The sequence below is a fragment of the Maricurvus nonylphenolicus genome, assembly GCF_042854845.1.
Lineage (GTDB): Bacteria > Pseudomonadota > Gammaproteobacteria > Pseudomonadales > Cellvibrionaceae > Maricurvus > Maricurvus nonylphenolicus.
Genome location: NZ_AP031498.1, coordinates 1 through 18,188, shown reverse-complemented (window position 1 = coordinate 18,188; position 18,188 = coordinate 1). Strand labels below are relative to the sequence as shown.

Genomic DNA, 18,188 nt, shown 5'->3' with positions numbered 1-18,188 from the left:
GGACCCCCTATGTCAGGCTTGCGCATTGTCTTTGCCGGAACCCCGGATTTTGCCGCCCATCACTTGCAGACGCTTTTAAACAGTGAGCACGAGGTTATCGCTGTTTACACACAACCGGATCGCCCTGCCGGTCGCGGAAAAAAACTGGCCGCCAGCCCAGTAAAAGCCCTGGCGCTGGAACACAATATTGCTGTGTACCAACCGCAAAACTTTAAAGAGCAGGCCGATCGTGATGCCTTGGCTGAACTGAATGCCGATATTATGGTGGTCGTGGCCTACGGCCTGTTGTTGCCCAAAGCCGTACTGGATACCCCGCGACTGGGCTGCATAAATGTACACGCCTCATTATTGCCACGCTGGCGTGGCGCGGCCCCGATTCAACGTGCCGTTGCCGCAGGCGATACCGAAACCGGGGTGACCATCATGCAAATGGATGTCGGGCTGGATACAGGCGATATGCTGGTAATATCCCGCTGCCCCATTGAAGCTAACGATACCGGTGGCAGCTTGCACGATCGACTACTCACCTTGGGTGGCCCGGCATTAATAGAAGCACTCGAGCAATTAGCGCAGGGAACGGCACAACCTGAAAAGCAGGATGACAGCCTGGCCAATTACGCCCACAAGCTCACCAAGCAGGAAGCTGCGCTGGATTGGCAGTTAAGTGCAGAAGAACTCGATCGCCAGATTCGTGCCTTTAATCCTTTCCCGGTCGCATACTTTAGCCAGGACAAAGACCGTATTCGCGTCTGGGATGCCGAAATCAATCCGACGGTAACTCAAGCCGAAGCAGGTACTATTATTCACGTGGATAAAGACGCTATCGACGTGGCTTGTGGCCAACACAGCCTGAAGTTAAAGCAACTGCAGCTGCCAGGTAAAAAGGTGCTATCTATAAAAGATATTCTCAACGGCCACGCCCAACGCTTTAGCGTTGGCTCCGTACTGCAATAAGGCGGTGACAGTGAAAGACGTTCGCCTGCTTGCTACCCAAGTGATCACCCAAGTCCTGCAACAGCAGGCATCACTGGCAAGCCTGTTACCCAAAGCCCAGAATCAGGTCGCCGAGCGTGATCAGGGGCTGCTACAGGAACTGTGTTTTGGCAGCCTGCGCTGGCAACCTAAATTACAGTCTGCGCTCAACCGATTGTTGGAAAAACCTTTAAAAGAAAAAGATCGCGATATTGAAGCACTGTTAATGTTGGGTCTTTACCAACTCGACTACACCCGTATCCCTGATCATGCCGCCATTGGCGCAACGGTGGATATCACCAAAACACTAAAAAAGCCCTGGGCTACCAAACTGGTCAACGGTGTACTGCGTCAATACCAGCGACAAAAAACCGAACTGCACGAGGCATTGGCCAAGAGCCCGGCTTTTGTCACAGCTCACCCCAACTGGCTACGCAAGAAAATCGAAGGTTATTGGCCGGAACAAGCCAGCAATATTTTTTCAGCCAATAATCAGCACCCGCCCTTTACCATTCGCACCAACCAAAGCCGACTGTCACGCCACCAATACCTGCAGGAACTGCAGCGTGCCGGTTATGCGGCAAAAGCCACCGCCTACAGTGAAGACGGCATTACCTTTGAGCAGGCTTGTGATGTCACGCAGCTGCCTGGTTTTGCTGAAGGTGATATCAGTGTGCAGGATGAGGCCGCGCAACTGGCTGCATTTTTAATGCAATTGGCACCTGGCCAGCGCGTACTGGATGCCTGTTGCGCCCCCGGAGGTAAAACCGGCCATTTGCTGGAAGCCGAACCCGAGTTGAAAGAACTGATCGCGGTCGATCTGGAACAGAACCGATTGGAACGCGTTACTGAAAACCTGCAGCGCCTGAAGGTTGAAGCCAAACTGATCTGCGCCGATGTCGGTGATACCAAATCCTGGTGGGATGGCAAACCTTTCGATCGCATACTATTGGATGCCCCCTGTTCAGCCACCGGCGTGATCCGTCGTCACCCGGATATCAAACAGCTGCGAAAAGCGGAAGATATTGCTAAGCTTGCGGCATTACAACTGCAGTTACTGCAGGCCCTGTGGCCAACCCTGGCACCCGGTGGTCGCCTGATATACGCCACCTGCTCAGTCTTGCCACAGGAAAATACTCAGGTAGTCGAAACCTTTCTGGCCAATGAGCCAACAGCGGTGCACGAAGTCATTCAGGCACCTTGGGGAATAGAACAGACCTGCGGCCGCCAGCTTTTACCGCAACCGCAAGGCCACGATGGATTCTTTTACGCCTGCCTGCGTAAACCAATGGCATAGAATGGATATAGTAGCGACGCCATGAAAATTATTATTTTGGGGGCCGGACAAGTTGGCGGCACACTGGCACAGAACCTGGCCAGTGAAGCTAACGATATTACCGTTGTTGATACCAGCGAATCACGATTAAGAGAACTTCGCGATCGCATTGATATCGGTGTCGTTACCGGTGAAGCCTCGCATCCCTATGTGCTGGTACAAGCCGGTATCGAAGATGCCGATATGCTGATCGCCGTTACCAACAACGATGAAAACAATATGGTGGCCTGTCAGGTTGCCTACAGTTTGTTTCGCACACCGACCAAAATTGCCCGTATCCGTTCCAATGCTTACCTGAATCGCAAAGGCCTGTTTGGCAACGATGCCATCCCGATCGATGTCCTTATTAGCCCAGAGCAGCTGGTATCCGATTACGTCTACAGCTTGATCGAACACCCCGGCGCCCTGCAGGTACTGGATTTTGCCGATGGCAAGGTACAGCTGGTAGCAGTAAAAGCCTATTACGGCGGGCCACTGGTGGGCCAGGAACTGAGTTTCCTGCGTCAACATATGCCCTCGGTCGATACGCGAGTGGCGGCAATTTATAGGCGCGACCGTGCCATCACACCTACCGGTTCAACGGTGATTGAAGCAGACGATGAAGTGTTTTTTATCGCCGCCAAAACCGATATTCGCGCGGTAATGAGTGAGCTGCGACGATTAGAAAACCCTTACAAGCGCATTATTATTGCTGGCGGCGGTAATATTGGTATTCGCCTGGCCCGCAAGCTGGAAACCCGTTACAGCGTTAAACTGATTGAGTTTAACGCCAATCGTTGTCAACAATTGTCCGAACGCCTCGATCGCACCATCGTCTTACATGGCAGCGCCTCGGATCAGGATTTACTGCTAGAGGAAAGCATCGAAGACACCGATGTCTTCCTGGCGCTGACCAACGATGATGAAGCCAATATTATGTCCTCCATGTTGGCCAAGCGTCTTGGATGCCGCAAAGTGATGGCACTGATTAATAACCCTGCCTATGTAGACCTTGTGCAAGGCGGCGAAATCGATATCGCCATCTCGCCACAGCAAACCACCATCGGCAGTTTGCTCACCCATGTACGCCGCGGCGATATCGTCAATGTACATTCCCTGCGCCGTGGTGCAGCCGAAGCCATTGAGGTAATCGCCCACGGCGATGAGAAGTCCTCCAAGGTGGTGGGCAAAGCCATTGAAGATATCGATCTGCCCGAAGGCGCTAATATTGGTGCGATAGTGCGCGAAACCGATAAAGGCAGTGAAGTGTTAATTGCCCACGATGATATTGTCGTCGAAACCGGTGACCATGTGATTGTGTTTTTGATTAACAAAAAGCATATCCGCGATATCGAACAGTTATTCCAAGTTGGCTTTAGCTTCTTTTAAGCCTATTACCTAGGAATCAGCGATAGATGCATATCACGATAATTTTACGCGTACTCGGGGTTTTGCTGATGCTATTCAGCTTAACTCTGATTCCACCTATTCTGGTCTCGGTACTCTTCGCAGACGAAAACCATACCGCCTTCTGGATCGCGTTTTTAATTACCTTTGTCACCGGCTTGGTCATGTGGTTTCCGGTGCACAATATTCGCCAGGACCTACGCACCCGCGATGGATTTTTAATTACTGCCCTGTTCTGGTCGGTACTGGGGCTATTCGGATCGCTGCCGTTTATTTTTGCCAACGGTTTGGAATTATCCATTACCGATGCGGTGTTTGAATCCATGTCGGGATTAACCACCACCGGAGCCACGGTGATTACCGGCCTCGATGATCTGCCCAAATCGATTCTGTATTATCGCCAGCAACTGCAGTGGTTAGGTGGCATCGGTATTATTGTTATCGCCGTGGCGATTCTGCCTATGCTGGGCATTGGTGGTATGCAGCTGTATCGAGCAGAAACACCAGGTCCGATTAAAGACAGTAAGTTAACCCCGCGTATTACCGAAACCGCCAAGGTGCTGTTTTTAATTTATTCCTCTCTCACCATCTGTTGCGGCATCGCCTATTGGTTAGCCGGTATGAGTGCCTTCGATGCTATCTGCCATGCATTTTCTACCGTGGCTATTGGCGGCTTCTCTACTCACGATGCCAGTATTGGCTACTTCGATAGCCAAGCCATTATGATGATCTGCATCATCTTTATGGGTATCTCGGCGGTGAACTTTGCCCTGCACTTTTTTGCCTGGCGTGAGCGCTCGCCGTTTTATTATTTCCTTGATCCAGAGCTGCGCTTTTATTTTATGTGCCTGTGCATTGGTGCAGCCATCACGATTCCGTACCTGTATTTTTCCAACACCTATAACTTTACCGATAGCTTTTTGCTCGGCACCTTTGAGCTAACCTCTATCCTGACCACCACCGGTTTCGGAGCCGCAGACTTTACCATCTGGCCCACCTTTTTGCCGTTTATGCTGTTCCTGTTTGCCTTTATGGGTGGCTGTGCCGGTTCGACCGGTGGCGGTATGAAAGTGATTCGCGTGCTACTGATTTGCAAACAGGGCCTGCGGGAAATTAACCGCCTGATTCACCCCAATGCCGTTATCCCTATTAAGCTGGGTAAAAAGTCGGTAAGCGACCGGGTCGTAGAAGCGGTATGGGGATTCTTCGCCGTTTACGTGATGGCGTTTATGGTGATGTTTTTACTGTTGTTGGCCACCGGCCTCGATTTTATTACCGCCTTCTCGGCCGTGGGGGCCTGTATCAACAACCTGGGTCCAGGTATGGGCGATGTGGCGATGCACTACGGAGATATCAATACACCAGCCAAATGGATTCTGTGTTTTGCCATGCTGCTGGGTCGACTCGAAGTTTTCACCCTGCTGGTGTTAATGTCACCGGTATTCTGGCGTCACTAAAGCTCGACGCCTAAAACAAAGGCTACTTTTTAAAGCGGTAGAACTTGGCCACACCCTTGGGCTGCCGCTTATAGCGTTTGTATTCCCACTGGTACTGATCGGGAATATCTTCCACACAGGATTCCACGGCCCGGTTCAAAGCTGTCAAGGATGAAGTTTCATCTTCACCGCCAATGCCCGGTTCGACCTCTTTGAAGACAATTTTGTAACCACCTTTAACCCGCTTGGCATAACCAGCCAGTACCTGTGAATCCGTACGCTGTACCAGATTGTGGACCAAGGTCATGGTCAGGGCATTAATGCCAAAGAAAGGCGCATAGTTACCGCCACTGCGCTCGGGCACCTGATCAGGCAGAATCGCGGTAAAACCGCCGGCCTTCAGTACCTTCAGTAATGCCATCACACCTTTGCGGTTGGTGGGCACCAGCTTGGCGCCAACCTTTTCACGGCCGCCGCGAATTATCGGTTCCAGCGCCTCAATGTCGGGAGGCTGATACAAGCTAGTAACTTCCGCCACCTCGGTCAAATACAGACCCAAGACTTCCCAGTTGCCAATATGCGGAGCCAATAACACGGTACCTCGGGGAGAGTTAACCATCTCCTCCAGTAACTCCAGCCCTTCAATACCCAATATACGCTGTCTGACCCAGGCGTAGTCTTTTAACCACACAGCGCCGGTTTCCAGCATGGCTTTGCCGGTTTCCTGCAGGCTGCGTTTGGCTAATTGATTCCGCTCGGCCTCAGACATATCCGGAAAGGCAAGACGCAGGTTCTCGTGTGTAATCTTGGCCATTTTGGTATCAAGCCAATAATTACAGCGACCCACAAACGCGCCCAACGCCCGGCTGACCGCAAGCGGCAAGCAGGCAGATGCCTTAAGAAACGAGACGGCAAAGCTGGATTTAAGGTCTGTCATAGGAACGTCATTGAGGTCGATCAGGCGCGCAGCTTACCGGAATTTGCGCGGTCACTGAACTAATTCCTGTTTTTTTGCCCTTTCGGCCCCATTACTGGCGCAAATCCGTCAATATCGCCATGGAGCCTGCCACGGCCAGAGGCTATAATTCGCCCCTTATTTTTTAACGTGGCCTTTTTCTGTCTTGCCCATTGGCAAGCCTATTGTCTCTAAGTCAAAAAGGGCCCGAGATTGATCTACTTTCGCCGGAGGCGCAGACAACCGTGTCTGAACAACCAGATGTCAAAACCTTTCAGGGCCTGATTCTTGCCCTGCAGCAGTATTGGGCCCGTCAGGGGTGTGTAATCCTTCAGCCACTGGATATGGAAGTGGGCGCAGGTACTTTCCACCCAGCCACTTTCTTGCGTGCCGTTGGCCCGGAGACCTGGAACAGCGCCTATGTTCAGCCCTGTCGTCGCCCTACCGACGGCCGCTACGGTGAAAACCCTAACCGCTTGCAGCACTACTACCAGTTCCAGGTAGTGATGAAGCCTTCGCCTGCCAATATTCAGGAACTCTACCTGGGCTCATTGAAAGAGATGGGTATTGATCCTGCGGTTCACGATATCCGCTTTGTGGAAGACAACTGGGAATCCCCCACCCTGGGTGCCTGGGGTCTGGGTTGGGAAGTCTGGCTTAACGGTATGGAAGTGACTCAGTTTACTTACTTCCAGCAAGTCGGTGGTATTGAGTGCTACCCGGTTACCGGTGAAATTACCTACGGTATCGAACGTATTGCCATGTACCTGCAGGGCGTCGATTCCATTTACGACCTGGTGTGGACCGTTGGCCCGGATGGCAGCAAAGTCACCTACGGCGATGTGTTCCACCAAAACGAAGTGGAAATGTCGACCTACAACTTTGAAGAAGCCGATGTCGACTTCCTGTTTGCCACTTTCGATAAGTGTGAGACGGAATCCCAGCGCCTGGTTGAAAAAGGCCTGCCCTTGCCCGCCTACGAGATGGTGATGAAAGCCTCTCACGCCTTTAACTTGCTGGATGCCCGCCACGCCATTTCGGTAACCGAACGTCAGCGTTTTATTCTGCGTGTTCGCACCCTGGCCCGCGCCGTAGCACAGGCATACTTTGATGCCCGCCTGAAACTGGGCTTCCCACTCGCTGAAGAATCCATTCGCCAGGAAGTACTCCAGGCTCACACTCAAGATGGAGATGACGAATAATGGCTGCTGATTTTCTGGTAGAACTGGGCACCGAAGAACTGCCACCTACAGCCCTGAAAACCCTGATGCAGGCATTTGGTCAGGGTATTGAAAAAGGTCTGCAAGAGCAGGACCTGCCTTTTGAGAAGATTGAAACCTTTGCCAGCCCACGGCGTTTAACCACGGTGGTTCGCGGCTTGGCCGATCAAACCCCACAAAAAGAAGTGGTAGTTTGGGGCCCACCGGCAAAAATTGCTTTTGACGCTGACGGCAATCCAAGTAAAGCCGCTGAAGCCTTTGCCAAGAAAAACGGTATTGCGGTGAGCGAGCTGCAAACCGACAACGACGGTAAAGCCGACAAGCTGGTGTTCCGCGCAACCGCCGGCGGCGACAATACCGTTGAGTTGCTGCCAACGATTGTTGAGGCCTCTTTAAACGCGCTGCCCATCCCTAAGCGTATGCGCTGGGGTGCCAGCCGTAACGAATTCGTACGTCCGGTACACTGGCTGGTGATGCTGTTTGGTGATGAGATTGTTGATGCGGAAATGCTGGGACTGCGCGCCAACCGCGAAACTCGTGGTCACCGCTTCCACTACAACCAGCCACTGCTGATTGAAAATGCCGACGACTACCTGAAGAAGCTGCCAGAAACCGGTTACGTAATGGTGGACTTCGATGCCCGCCAGGCCGTGATCCGCGAGAAGGTTGAAGCAGAAGCACAAAAGCTGGGTGGTGTAGCCGTTATCGATCAGGATCTGCTGGACGAAGTTACCGCACTGGTTGAATGGCCTGTGCCTCTGGCCGGTCGCTTTGAAGACAGCTTCCTGGAAGTCCCTTCCGAAGCTCTGGTGTACTCCATGAAAGAACACCAGAAGTACTTCCCGGTGGTCGACAGTGACGGCAAACTGATGCCGAACTTTATTACCGTATCCAATATTGAAAGCCTGGATCCACAGCAAATTATCAGCGGTAATGAGCGGGTGATTCGTCCGCGCTTATCCGATGCTGCCTTCTTCTTTGAAACCGATAAAAAGAAAACGCTGGTTGAATTCCGCGAGCGTTTGAAACCTATCGTGTTCCAGGCCCAACTGGGTTCTATCTTTGATAAAACCGAACGCGTAAAAGCGCTGGCTGCCGATATCGCCAAACAGTTAAACGGTGATGTAGCCAAAGCCGAACGCGCTGCCGAGCTGTGTAAGTCTGACCTGGTGACCGATATGGTTGGCGAGTTCGATAAGATGCAGGGTGTAGCCGGTTACTACTACGCGCAGAACGACGGCGAAGATGAAGAAGTTGCGCAGGCTTTGCAGGAGCAGTATCTGCCGAAGTTCGCCGGTGACAAACTGCCAAGCACGGATACAGGTACCATTATTGCTTTGGCTGATCGACTGGATACTCTTAGCGGTATTTTTGGTATTGGCCAGAAGCCTACCGGTTCCAAAGACCCGTTTGCCTTGCGTCGTGCCAGTGTCAGCGTACTGCGTTTATTGGTTGAGAAAGAACTGGACCTGGACCTGAAAGCACTGCTGCAAACCGCCACGGCGTTGCACGGCGGCAATATTAAAAACGCCGAAGAAACAGTTAACACCGCCTTTGACTATATGGTTGAGCGTTTCCGCTCCTGGTACGAAGAAGAGAAGATTGCGACCGAAGTCTTCTTGTCGGTAAGTGCCAAGCAGTTGAGTGTGCCGCTGGATATCAACAAGCGCGTGCATGCGGTAAATGCCTTTAACCAGTTACCGGAAGCACAAGCACTGGCAGCGGCTAACAAGCGTGTATCCAATATTCTGGCCAAACTCGACAGCCCTGTTGCTGCACAACTGGATCAGGCTCTGCTGCAAGAACAAGCGGAAAAAGATCTGGCTGCTGCGGTTAGCGCCAAAGCTGAAGAAGTTGCACCACTGTTTGCCAATCGCAGTTATACCGAAGCCCTGGCAACCCTGGCCAGTTTGCGTGAAAGCGTAGACACCTTCTTCGACCAGGTAATGGTAATGGCCGACGACGAAGCGCTGCGCAATAACCGCCTGGCCCTGTTAAGTCAGTTGCGCAATCTGTTTTTGGAAGTCGCAGATATTTCTCTGCTGGCGACCAAAAACTAATAGATAACTTTAGCGTTTAGATGGCCCCTTACTGGGTAAGGGGCCATCTTACTTAACCGCAGAATATAATAATGAAACTAGTCATCCTTGATCGCGACGGTGTGATCAATCAAGACTCTGACGCGTATGTAAAATCCGCTGACGAGTGGATCCCCATCGACGGCAGTATCGAAGCCATCGCCAAGTTATATAAGGCCGGCTTTACCGTAGTTGTTGCTACCAACCAGTCCGGGCTGGCTCGCGGTCTGTTTGATCTCGATGATCTTGAAGCCATGCACGACAAACTCACCCAATTGGTTATTGATGCTGGCGGTGAGCTGGGCGCGATTTTTTACTGCCCCCATGGCCCGGACGACAACTGCAATTGTCGTAAACCCAAAGCGGGTTTAATTGATGCCATTGAAGCTGAATTTGATGTGTCAGCCAGTAGCGTGCCACTGGTTGGCGATAGCTTGCGTGATCTGGAAGCTGGCCTGCAAAAAGGCTGTGATCCTCTGCTGGTATTAACCGGCAAGGGCGAAAAAACATTACCCAAGCTTGCAGAGACCGAAGGCCTAGAGCAAACACCGCACTTTGCCGATCTTGCGCAAGCGGCTGACCACATAATCGAACGCTATAGCTAAAGGAATAGTAGGTAAATGCTGTTTATCCGTTCATTGCTGTTTTATGCCTGCCTGATCCCCCTGGCCATTTTCTTTGGTGGCCTGTGTCTGGTGTTATGGATCGTGCCCTACGCCATCCGTCATCGCATTTTAATTGGCTTTAACTGGTTTGCCCTCAAGTCGTTACAGCTTTGCTGCGGTATCAGTGTTGAAGTACGCGGCCAGGAAAATATTCCCGACCAACCTGTCGTGATCATGGCCAAACATCAGAGCACTTTTGAAACATTTTTCCTGCAACTGTACTTTGCACCTCTGTCCACCATCCTCAAACAGGAATTACTGCGCATTCCTTTCTTCGGTTGGGGCCTCGCTTTACTGCGCCCAATAGCCATCGATCGCGGTAACCCTCGCGCAGCGCTTAAGAAGGTTAAAACAGAAGGCATGAAACGCCTGGAAGAAGGTAATAATGTACTGGTGTTTCCAGAAGGTACTCGTACGCCTCTGGGACAAGTCGGTAATTACGCCCGCAGCGGTGCCGATATCGCTATTGCTGCTAATGCTCCGGTGCTGGCTATCGCTCACAATGCTGGTCTCCATTGGCCAATGCATACGCTTACCAAACACCCAGGTAAGATTCAGGTCTCTATCGGTGAACCAATCTACCCTGAAGGCCGTAATAGCCGGGAAATGACTGAAGAAGTTAAAAACTGGATCGAAGCGCAAATAGCCGATATGCCTGATGCGGTCTAACAGTCTAGACCGCTAACCCCTACAAATATCTCCCTCCAAATTTCGCCCATGACAAAAGCACACAAATACATTGCACACAATATATTTGTATACAACAAAAGTATCCGCTATAGTAAAGTCATCATTCTAAAAAGAGAGAGAAACCTGCAGCCATGAAGCGACTATTTACCCTGTTAATCGGCTTATGCCTGATACCTAACCTCAATGCCGACACAAAGACACCACTCCAAATCAATGCGGAAACATTTCAATGTATGCTGGATATGACCAAGGTTAGACACTTCTACATTGGTAACCTTGATCAAACCAAACTTGAAGCCACCAAAGCTGTTGCTGAAGCCGGTCAGGGAGAATACCCCGAGGGCTCCATTGTGCAACTGGTTCCCAGCGAAGTGATGGTTAAACAGCCCAAAGGCACCAGCCCGGCCACCAAAGATTGGGAGTTTTTTGAGCTTACGGTTTCCCCTGCTGGCACAGATATCCATAAACGAGGCTACACCGATGTGATCAACCGCTTTGGCGGTAACTGCCTAGGCTGCCATATAAAAGCCAAACCCGAATTTGACTTGATCTGCGAGCAGGGCCACGGCTGTGACCCAATTCCACTGCCTCGCAGCGTGATTGCCCTGCTGCAAAAAACTGATCCACGCTGTGGTGGTCGCTATACGCCAACACCGGAGGAAATGCAGATCCTTAAACAACTTCAGGCTTCTCTAAACTAGGCCAGGTAAAACATACCCCCAATAAAAAAGGGCCGTTAGGCCCTTTTTTATTTCCATCACAGCAGTGCTAGTGCCTGATTACACGTCCAGGTTAGCCACTGCCAGCGCATTGGTTTCAATAAAGTCACGACGTGGCTCTACCTGATCCCCCATCAAGGTGGTAAAGATCTGGTCAGCAGCAATCGCATCTTCTACGGTCACCTGCAGCATACGGCGAGTCTCTGGATCCATGGTGGTCTCCCACAGCTGGTCCGGGTTCATCTCACCCAGCCCTTTATAGCGCTGGATATTGTAGCCGCGGCGGGATTCGGTCATCAGCCATTCCAGAGCTTCTTTAAAGCTCTCAACTTCCTTGCGACGTTCACCACGCTGGATATAGGCGCCCTCTTCGATCAGGTTCTCCAGGTGTTCGCCCAGGCCAATGATGCTACCGTATTCGCCGGACTGGAAAAAGTCATGGGCAAACAGATACTCGGTAGGCACACCGTGAGCGGTGATCTCAATAACGGGCAGGAACAGGTGACGCTCTTCGTTTTCACGCACTATGACACGGTAACGATGGCTACCGGAGCCGTTATTCAGGGTCAGGCGTGCCAATAGCTGGTCGCCCCACTTGGACACGTAATCCTGGTCAGCCAGGTGTTCTTCTTTCAACGCCGGCAGATAGATCATCTGCTCCAGAACTTCTGCCGGGTACAGGCGTGACAGACGATCGATAGTCGCCATAACGCCACGGTATTCGTTTACCAGGGCCTCCAGCGGCTCGCCACCTAGTCCAGGTGCATCGGTATTTACGTGCAGTGAAGAGCCTTCCAGGGCTGCCTGGGTAAGGAACTGAGTCAGGGCCTCATCGTCCTTCAGGTACTGCTCCTGCTTGCCTTTACTGATCTTGTACAGCGGTGGCTGGGCAATGTAGATATGACCGCGCTCGACCAGTTCACGCATTTGACGGAAGAAGAAGGTCAGCAACAGGGTACGAATGTGGGAACCGTCCACGTCCGCATCGGTCATGATAATAATGTTGTGGTAACGCAGTTTATCGGGATCAAACTCGCTGCTGCCGATACCACAACCCATGGCGGTAATCAGGGTACCGACTTCGGCACTGGACAGCATCTTGTCGAAGCGCGCCTTTTCTACGTTGAGAATCTTACCCTTCAGGGGCAAGATTGCCTGGGTCTTACGGTTACGACCCTGCTTGGCAGAACCACCCGCAGAGTCACCCTCCACCAGGTACAGTTCAGACAGCGCCGGATCCTTTTCCTGACAGTCTGCCAGTTTGCCAGGCAGACCAGCGATATCCAGGGCACCTTTACGGCGCGTCATCTCACGGGCTTTACGGGCGGCTTCACGGGCCTTGGCAGCCTCAATCATCTTGCCGACAACCTGCTTGGCTTCCTGTGGGTTTTCCATCAGGTAATCGTTAAAGGCGGTACCCATCTCCTGCTCTACTGCGGTCTTCACTTCAGACGATACCAGCTTGTCTTTGGTCTGGGAGGAGAACTTGGGATCAGGAACCTTCACCGAGATAATCGCCGTCAAACCTTCACGGGCATCATCACCGGTGGTGTTGACCTTATCTTTCTTACCCATGCCTTCACGCTCAATATAGCCGTTCAGACCACGGGTCAGCGCCGCACGGAAGCCGGCCAAATGGGTACCGCCGTCGCGCTGAGGAATATTGTTGGTGTAACAGAAGATGTTTTCCTGGAAGGAATCGTTCCACTGCAGCGCGACTTCAACGCCAACACCGTCTTCTTCACGCACGGTGGTGAAGTGCATCACCTTGTTAATCGGGGTTTTATTGGTGTTGATATGCTCAACAAAGGCCCGCAAACCACCTTCATACTCGTAGACTTCTTCCTTACCGCTGCGCTCGTCTTTCAGCACAATGCGTACACCAGAGTTCAGGAACGACAGTTCACGCAGGCGTTTGGCCAGGTGGTCGAAGTGGAACTCGATATTGGTGAAGGTTTCCGCTGACGGGTGGAAGTGAACTTCGGTACCGCTGGCTTCGGTGTCACCAATGACAGTCAGGGGCGCATCAGGTACACCATGACGGTAAATCTGCTCATGAACCTTGCCTTCACGGCGAATGGTGAGCTGCAACTTCTCAGACAGGGCGTTTACCACCGACACCCCTACCCCGTGCAATCCACCGGATACCTTGTAGGTGTTATCGTCAAACTTACCGCCGGCGTGCAGTACGGTCATAATAACTTCTGCAGCAGACACACCTTCATCGTGGATTTCAGTCGGGATTCCGCGACCATTATCACTGACGGATACAGACTCATCCGGGTGGATAGTGACCTTAATCTCAGAGCAGTGGCCTGCCAGGGCCTCATCAATTGAGTTATCGACGATCTCAAACACCATATGGTGCAGACCGGTTCCGTCATCGGTATCACCGATATACATCCCTGGGCGCTTACGGACAGCATCCAATCCTTTCAGAACCTTAATACTGGACGAGTCGTAAGTTGTCTCTTCTGACATAGTTCACTCCACTGTTTGACGCCAAGCGCGCCGACTATTGCGGTTTAGTTCTTATTCTTCAGTCAATTACTGGCCCACTTCATACTCAGTAGGCTTGTTAACCGTATCTACCGGTGCTGTTTCACAGGTAGTTACCATACCGTGTTCCACGTGAAACACGCTTTGCGTTCTTTCTTTGCTTTGTACTGGCCAGGCGCTGATTAGGACGTCGCGCTCAACACCGGTTACAAATACTTGGCTTTGCAGGCGATCGAGCCACCCGGCCAATACCTCGCGATAGTGGCTGTCGAGTTCTGCAGGCAAATCATCAATCAGATAAACACAGCGACGACCGGTAATCTCCTGGAACACGGCTCCCTGGGCAATTCGCAACGCGCTCACCAGCAACTTTTGCTGCCCTCTGGATAAGACTTCAGCGGCAGGCTGCTTCAGAATACCTATCCGTATATCAGCCCTATGCGGCCCTACACGGGTATACCCCAAATCTATATCTCGATTAAGGCCAGCTTCCAGACACTCAGAATAGGATTGCTCTCTATCCCATCCCCGGTAATAGGAAAGCATCAAACCGTCTATGGCGATAAAGTCTTCTACAAGGGCCTTAAATCGAGCCAGGAAGCGATCAAACACCTGCTGACGCATCTGGTCCAGCTGAGTAGCTTTAACCGCTAATTCCTTGTCCCACGGAGCCAGAAGCAAAGGATCTATTTTATCACGTCGGAGCACACTATTGCGCTGTTTTAATAGCTTTTGGACATCTTTCCATAGTGATAAAAAACCAGGTTCCACGTGAAACACCAACCAATCCATAAATTGGCGCCTTACTTGAGGCGCACCTTCCAATAACTGAAAAGAATGCCCATTCATGATCTGAAGCGGCAAATGCTCAGTAAGCTGAGAAGCCGAAGACACGGTACAACCATCAACTTTGATCTGCCCACCGCCCTGTCGGTCTCGGCTAACACCAACAGGCATCTCAACAGATTGTTCACCATCAACAACTAGGCGACCAAAAACCGTTAGCTGTTCTTGTTCAGATTTAATCAGGGATTTGATTTTGCGGCTGCGAAAGGAGCGCCCTAGAGACAGGACGCTGATAGCTTCAAGCAAGCTGGTTTTACCACTGCCGTTAGCACCATAAATAATATTAAGGTGCTCGGCTAACTCCAGATCAACATAAGACAAGTTGCGGAGATTTTGGACCGATAAGCGCTTTAGGCTCATGGACTATTGGCTATTAAGAAAGAAGAATGGGGTTACCGGTAATGCAATGCACCTGATTACAGGCGCATTGGCATAACAACATATACGGAGTCACCCTCTTCTGGCTCTTCCAGCAGCGCACTGCTGTTGGAGTCTGACAGAGTCATCTTCACATTCTCTGAACTCAACACACCACAAACATCCTGCAGATAGCTAACGTTGAAGCCGATTTCCAGCTGATCACCGCTGTAATCAACCACTACCTGCTCTTCCGCCTCTTCTTGCTCAGGGTTGTTGGCGACAATGGTCAGTAGACCATCGGTTAACAACAGACGTACACCGCGGTACTTCTCGTTAGAAAGAATAGCGGTACGGCCAAAGGCCTGACGCAGCTCGTTGCGCGAACCAAATACCTGTTTGTTACCGCCACGAGGCAATACGCGTTCGTAATCCGGGAACTTACCGTCTACCAGTTTGGAGGTGAAGGTGTAGGTCTCGGTGGACATACGAATGTGGCTAGCCCCCAGTACAACGTTAACCTCACCGTCACCATCTAACAGACGGGACAGTTCAACCACACCTTTGCGCGGCAGGATGGCCTGGATTGTTTCTGGAGTGGATACATTAATTGCGCGAGTACACAGCGCCAAGCGGTGACCGTCGGTAGCAACAGAACGCAGTTGGCCTTCCTGTACTTCCCACAGCATGCCGTTGAGGTAGTAGCGTACATCCTGCTGTGCCATAGCAAAGCTGGTGCGATCAATCAGGCGTTTGATATCGTGTTGCTCACAGGCAAACTGCAGGTCACCAGGCCCCTGTTCCACATTGGGGAAATCAGCGGCGGGCAGGGTCGACAGGGTAAAACGGCTACGCCCGGATTTCAGGATAACCCTTTGATTCTCTTCAATAAAATTAAGTTCAGCATCGTCTGGCAGGGAGCGACAAATATCAACCAGCTTACGCGCAGGTACTGTCAGCTCGCCACCTTCACCCGGCTGCTCCAGGGTGACACGAGCGACAATTTCAACCTCAAGGTCTGTACCAGTTAACGACAACTGAGTGTCTGACAGCTTAACCAAAATATTGGACAGTACAGGCAGCGTCTGACGACGCTCAACAACACCGGCCACTAACTGCAGTGGCTTTAACAGAGCTTCTCGAGATACAGTAAATTGCATGGGTTTATTCCCTAAAATTCCAGTTCTTATCTTATGTTTAACTAGCTGTTTCAACTAACGGTTACGTCTTCGCAATGACACACGGCTTAGGTGGTCAGCGAACGTAACAGGTTTTTCCAATCTTCACGAATATCGGCATCCTCTTCACGCAAGGATTTAATCTTGCGGCAAGCATGTAACACCGTTGTATGGTCACGGCCACCAAAGGCATCACCAATTTCTGGCAAGCTGTGATTGGTTAACTCTTTCGACAGGGCCATGGCAACCTGACGTGGACGGGCCACGGAACGGCTGCGACGTTTCGATAAAATGTCACTGACCTTGATCTTAAAGTATTCCGATACCACACGCTGGATATTGTCGATACTGACCTGTTTGTCCTGCAGGGCTAACAGGTCCTTAAGTGATTCGCGTACCAGTTCGACATCAATATCGCGGCCGGTAAAATGTGCATTGGCAATCACGCGCTTTAATGCCCCTTCAAGCTCACGCACATTAGAACGGATCCGCTGGGCAATAAAGAAAGCTGCATCATGTGGCAATGTCATATTGGCCTGATCGGCCTTCTTCATCAGAATCGCTACGCGGGTTTCCAGCTCCGGCGGCTCAACGGCTACCGTTAAGCCCCAGCCAAAGCGACTTTTAAGCCGTTCTTCCAGACCGTTAATTTCTTTCGGATAACGATCACAGGTGAGAATAATTTGCTGGCCACCCTCTAGCAGAGCATTAAAGGTATGGAAAAACTCTTCCTGCGAGCGTTCCTTACCGGCAAAAAATTGAATATCGTCAATCAACAAAGCATCAACAGAGCGGTAGTAACGTTTAAAGTCGTTAATCGCATTGAGCTGCAGCGCCTTGACCATATCGGCAACGAAACGCTCAGAATGCAGGTAGACCACTTTCGCATTGGGGTTCTTCTCTACCAGAGCGTTGCCCACGGCATGCATCAAGTGAGTTTTACCCAGGCCTACACCACCGTAAATAAACAGCGGGTTATAGGCACCACCCGGGTTGTCGGCAATCTGCCTGGCAGCTGCTAAACCCAGCTGGTTTGATTTACCCTCAACAAAACTGGTGAAGGTAAAGCTTTTATTTAGGTAGTTGCGATGCTTTAAACCACCCTCTACATCCGAAGCCGCACTACGTACTTCCTGCACTGGCGCAGGGGCACTCACGGGACTGCTTACCGGACTGGTAATAATAGAAGGTGTCGTACTGGCGGAAACAGAAGGCACACTACCCATCGCAGCAGGCGCAGCCGCAAAATCCAACGCAGGTTGCTCCATCAGTGAAGTTACAGGCTCCACAGAAGCACGGGGTTGCTCTACAGCCGTTACCGAAATAGGTTCAACCGGTGATCCATTTAACACACCACCGGTAGCATCAGCTGAAGCAAAGTTGGCGTTCGACGGATTGGCTGTCGGTGCTGGCGCCGCAACAGGAGCGGCAGGCGCACCATAACCACTGCCAGGTGCAGCGCTGGGCGCAGGCGCCTGAGGCTGACGCAGGAAACGGCTTGGCTGACGAGCCGCAACGCCGATTTCTACCTGCAAACCAGGCGCATCGCCCTGCTCAAGTACCAGTTCTTTAATACGCGATAAAAACTTATCGTTTACCCAATCGAGTACAAAACGATTGGGCGCCAATAGACGCAATTGATCCATTGCCTGTGAATCGACCTGGAGCGGGCGAATCCAGGTATTAAACTGCTGTGACGGCAGCTCATCCTGTAAACACCCAACACACTTTTTCCAGATTGCTTCTGGCAAAATTCCCCCTTAAACAGCAGGTAAGGCACCCACTGCATCCCCTTTAATTATGTTCATATGCAAGCCGCATATTTTACTGTTTGTGAGTTTACTTATCCAC

14 protein-coding genes are annotated in these 18,188 nt (G+C 51.4%); 9 read left to right on the top strand and 5 right to left on the bottom strand.

What is annotated here, in order from left to right:
- Positions 1-9 precede the first annotated feature (9 nt).
- The 4 genes from fmt to ACGHZ6_RS00055 are packed head-to-tail and all read left to right on the top strand — an operon-like array spanning position 10 to position 5,151.
- Positions 10-954 (top strand): methionyl-tRNA formyltransferase, encoded by a 945-nt coding sequence (gene fmt / locus ACGHZ6_RS00070; RefSeq protein ID WP_390616717.1) that lies wholly within the window; start codon positions 10-12, stop codon positions 952-954.
- Positions 955-964: 10 nt separating this feature from the next.
- A complete protein-coding gene (gene rsmB, locus ACGHZ6_RS00065; RefSeq protein ID WP_390616716.1) occupies positions 965-2,269 on the top strand; it encodes a 16S rRNA (cytosine(967)-C(5))-methyltransferase RsmB in 1,305 nt (434 codons plus the stop codon).
- Positions 2,270-2,290: 21 nt separating this feature from the next.
- A complete protein-coding gene (gene trkA, locus ACGHZ6_RS00060; protein WP_390616715.1) occupies positions 2,291-3,676 on the top strand; it encodes a Trk system potassium transporter TrkA in 1,386 nt (461 codons plus the stop codon).
- Between the two features lie 26 nt (positions 3,677-3,702).
- Positions 3,703-5,151 (top strand): TrkH family potassium uptake protein, encoded by a 1,449-nt coding sequence (locus ACGHZ6_RS00055; protein ID WP_390616714.1) that lies wholly within the window; start codon positions 3,703-3,705, stop codon positions 5,149-5,151.
- Positions 5,152-5,173: 22 nt separating this feature from the next.
- On the opposite strand, the gene ACGHZ6_RS00050 is transcribed toward ACGHZ6_RS00055, so the two are convergent.
- Positions 5,174-6,067 (bottom strand): lysophospholipid acyltransferase family protein, encoded by an 894-nt coding sequence (locus ACGHZ6_RS00050; RefSeq protein ID WP_390616713.1) that lies wholly within the window; start codon positions 6,065-6,067, stop codon positions 5,174-5,176.
- A gap of 263 nt (positions 6,068-6,330) precedes the next feature.
- On the opposite strand from ACGHZ6_RS00050, the gene glyQ reads away from it, so the two are divergent.
- The 5 genes from glyQ (at position 6,331) to ACGHZ6_RS00025 (ending at position 11,439) form a co-directional block, all read left to right on the top strand.
- Positions 6,331-7,287 (top strand): glycine--tRNA ligase subunit alpha, encoded by a 957-nt coding sequence (gene glyQ / locus ACGHZ6_RS00045; RefSeq protein WP_390616711.1) that lies wholly within the window; start codon positions 6,331-6,333, stop codon positions 7,285-7,287.
- Positions 7,287-9,365 carry a glycine--tRNA ligase subunit beta gene (glyS, locus tag ACGHZ6_RS00040; protein WP_390616710.1) on the top strand — a complete coding sequence of 693 codons (2,079 nt, stop codon included), beginning with the start codon at positions 7,287-7,289 and terminating at the stop codon, positions 9,363-9,365. The genes glyQ and glyS overlap by 1 nt, the downstream gene beginning before the upstream one ends.
- Before the next feature lie 71 nt (positions 9,366-9,436).
- Positions 9,437-9,988 carry a D-glycero-beta-D-manno-heptose 1,7-bisphosphate 7-phosphatase gene (gene gmhB / locus ACGHZ6_RS00035; protein ID WP_390616709.1) on the top strand — a complete coding sequence of 184 codons (552 nt, stop codon included), beginning with the start codon at positions 9,437-9,439 and terminating at the stop codon, positions 9,986-9,988.
- Between the two features lie 15 nt (positions 9,989-10,003).
- Positions 10,004-10,717, top strand: coding sequence for a lysophospholipid acyltransferase family protein (locus ACGHZ6_RS00030; protein WP_390616708.1), 714 nt, complete (start codon positions 10,004-10,006; stop codon positions 10,715-10,717).
- Between the two features lie 152 nt (positions 10,718-10,869).
- Entirely contained in the window at positions 10,870-11,439 is a 570-nt protein-coding gene (locus ACGHZ6_RS00025; RefSeq protein WP_390616707.1) for a hypothetical protein, read from the top strand.
- A 78-nt stretch (positions 11,440-11,517) separates the two neighbouring features.
- On the opposite strand, the gene gyrB is transcribed toward ACGHZ6_RS00025, so the two are convergent.
- The 4 genes from gyrB to dnaA all read right to left on the bottom strand — a co-directional run bounded on the left by gyrB (position 11,518) and on the right by dnaA (position 18,088).
- A complete protein-coding gene (gyrB, locus tag ACGHZ6_RS00020; protein WP_390616706.1) occupies positions 11,518-13,938 on the bottom strand; it encodes a DNA topoisomerase (ATP-hydrolyzing) subunit B in 2,421 nt (806 codons plus the stop codon).
- A gap of 66 nt (positions 13,939-14,004) precedes the next feature.
- Positions 14,005-15,162 (bottom strand): DNA replication/repair protein RecF, encoded by a 1,158-nt coding sequence (gene recF / locus ACGHZ6_RS00015; protein WP_390616705.1) that lies wholly within the window; start codon positions 15,160-15,162, stop codon positions 14,005-14,007.
- 56 nt (positions 15,163-15,218) lie between these two features.
- A complete protein-coding gene (gene dnaN / locus ACGHZ6_RS00010; RefSeq protein ID WP_390616704.1) occupies positions 15,219-16,319 on the bottom strand; it encodes a DNA polymerase III subunit beta in 1,101 nt (366 codons plus the stop codon).
- Between the two features lie 86 nt (positions 16,320-16,405).
- Entirely contained in the window at positions 16,406-18,088 is a 1,683-nt protein-coding gene (dnaA, locus tag ACGHZ6_RS00005; RefSeq protein WP_390616703.1) for a chromosomal replication initiator protein DnaA, read from the bottom strand.
- Between the last annotated feature and the right edge of the window lie 100 nt (positions 18,089-18,188).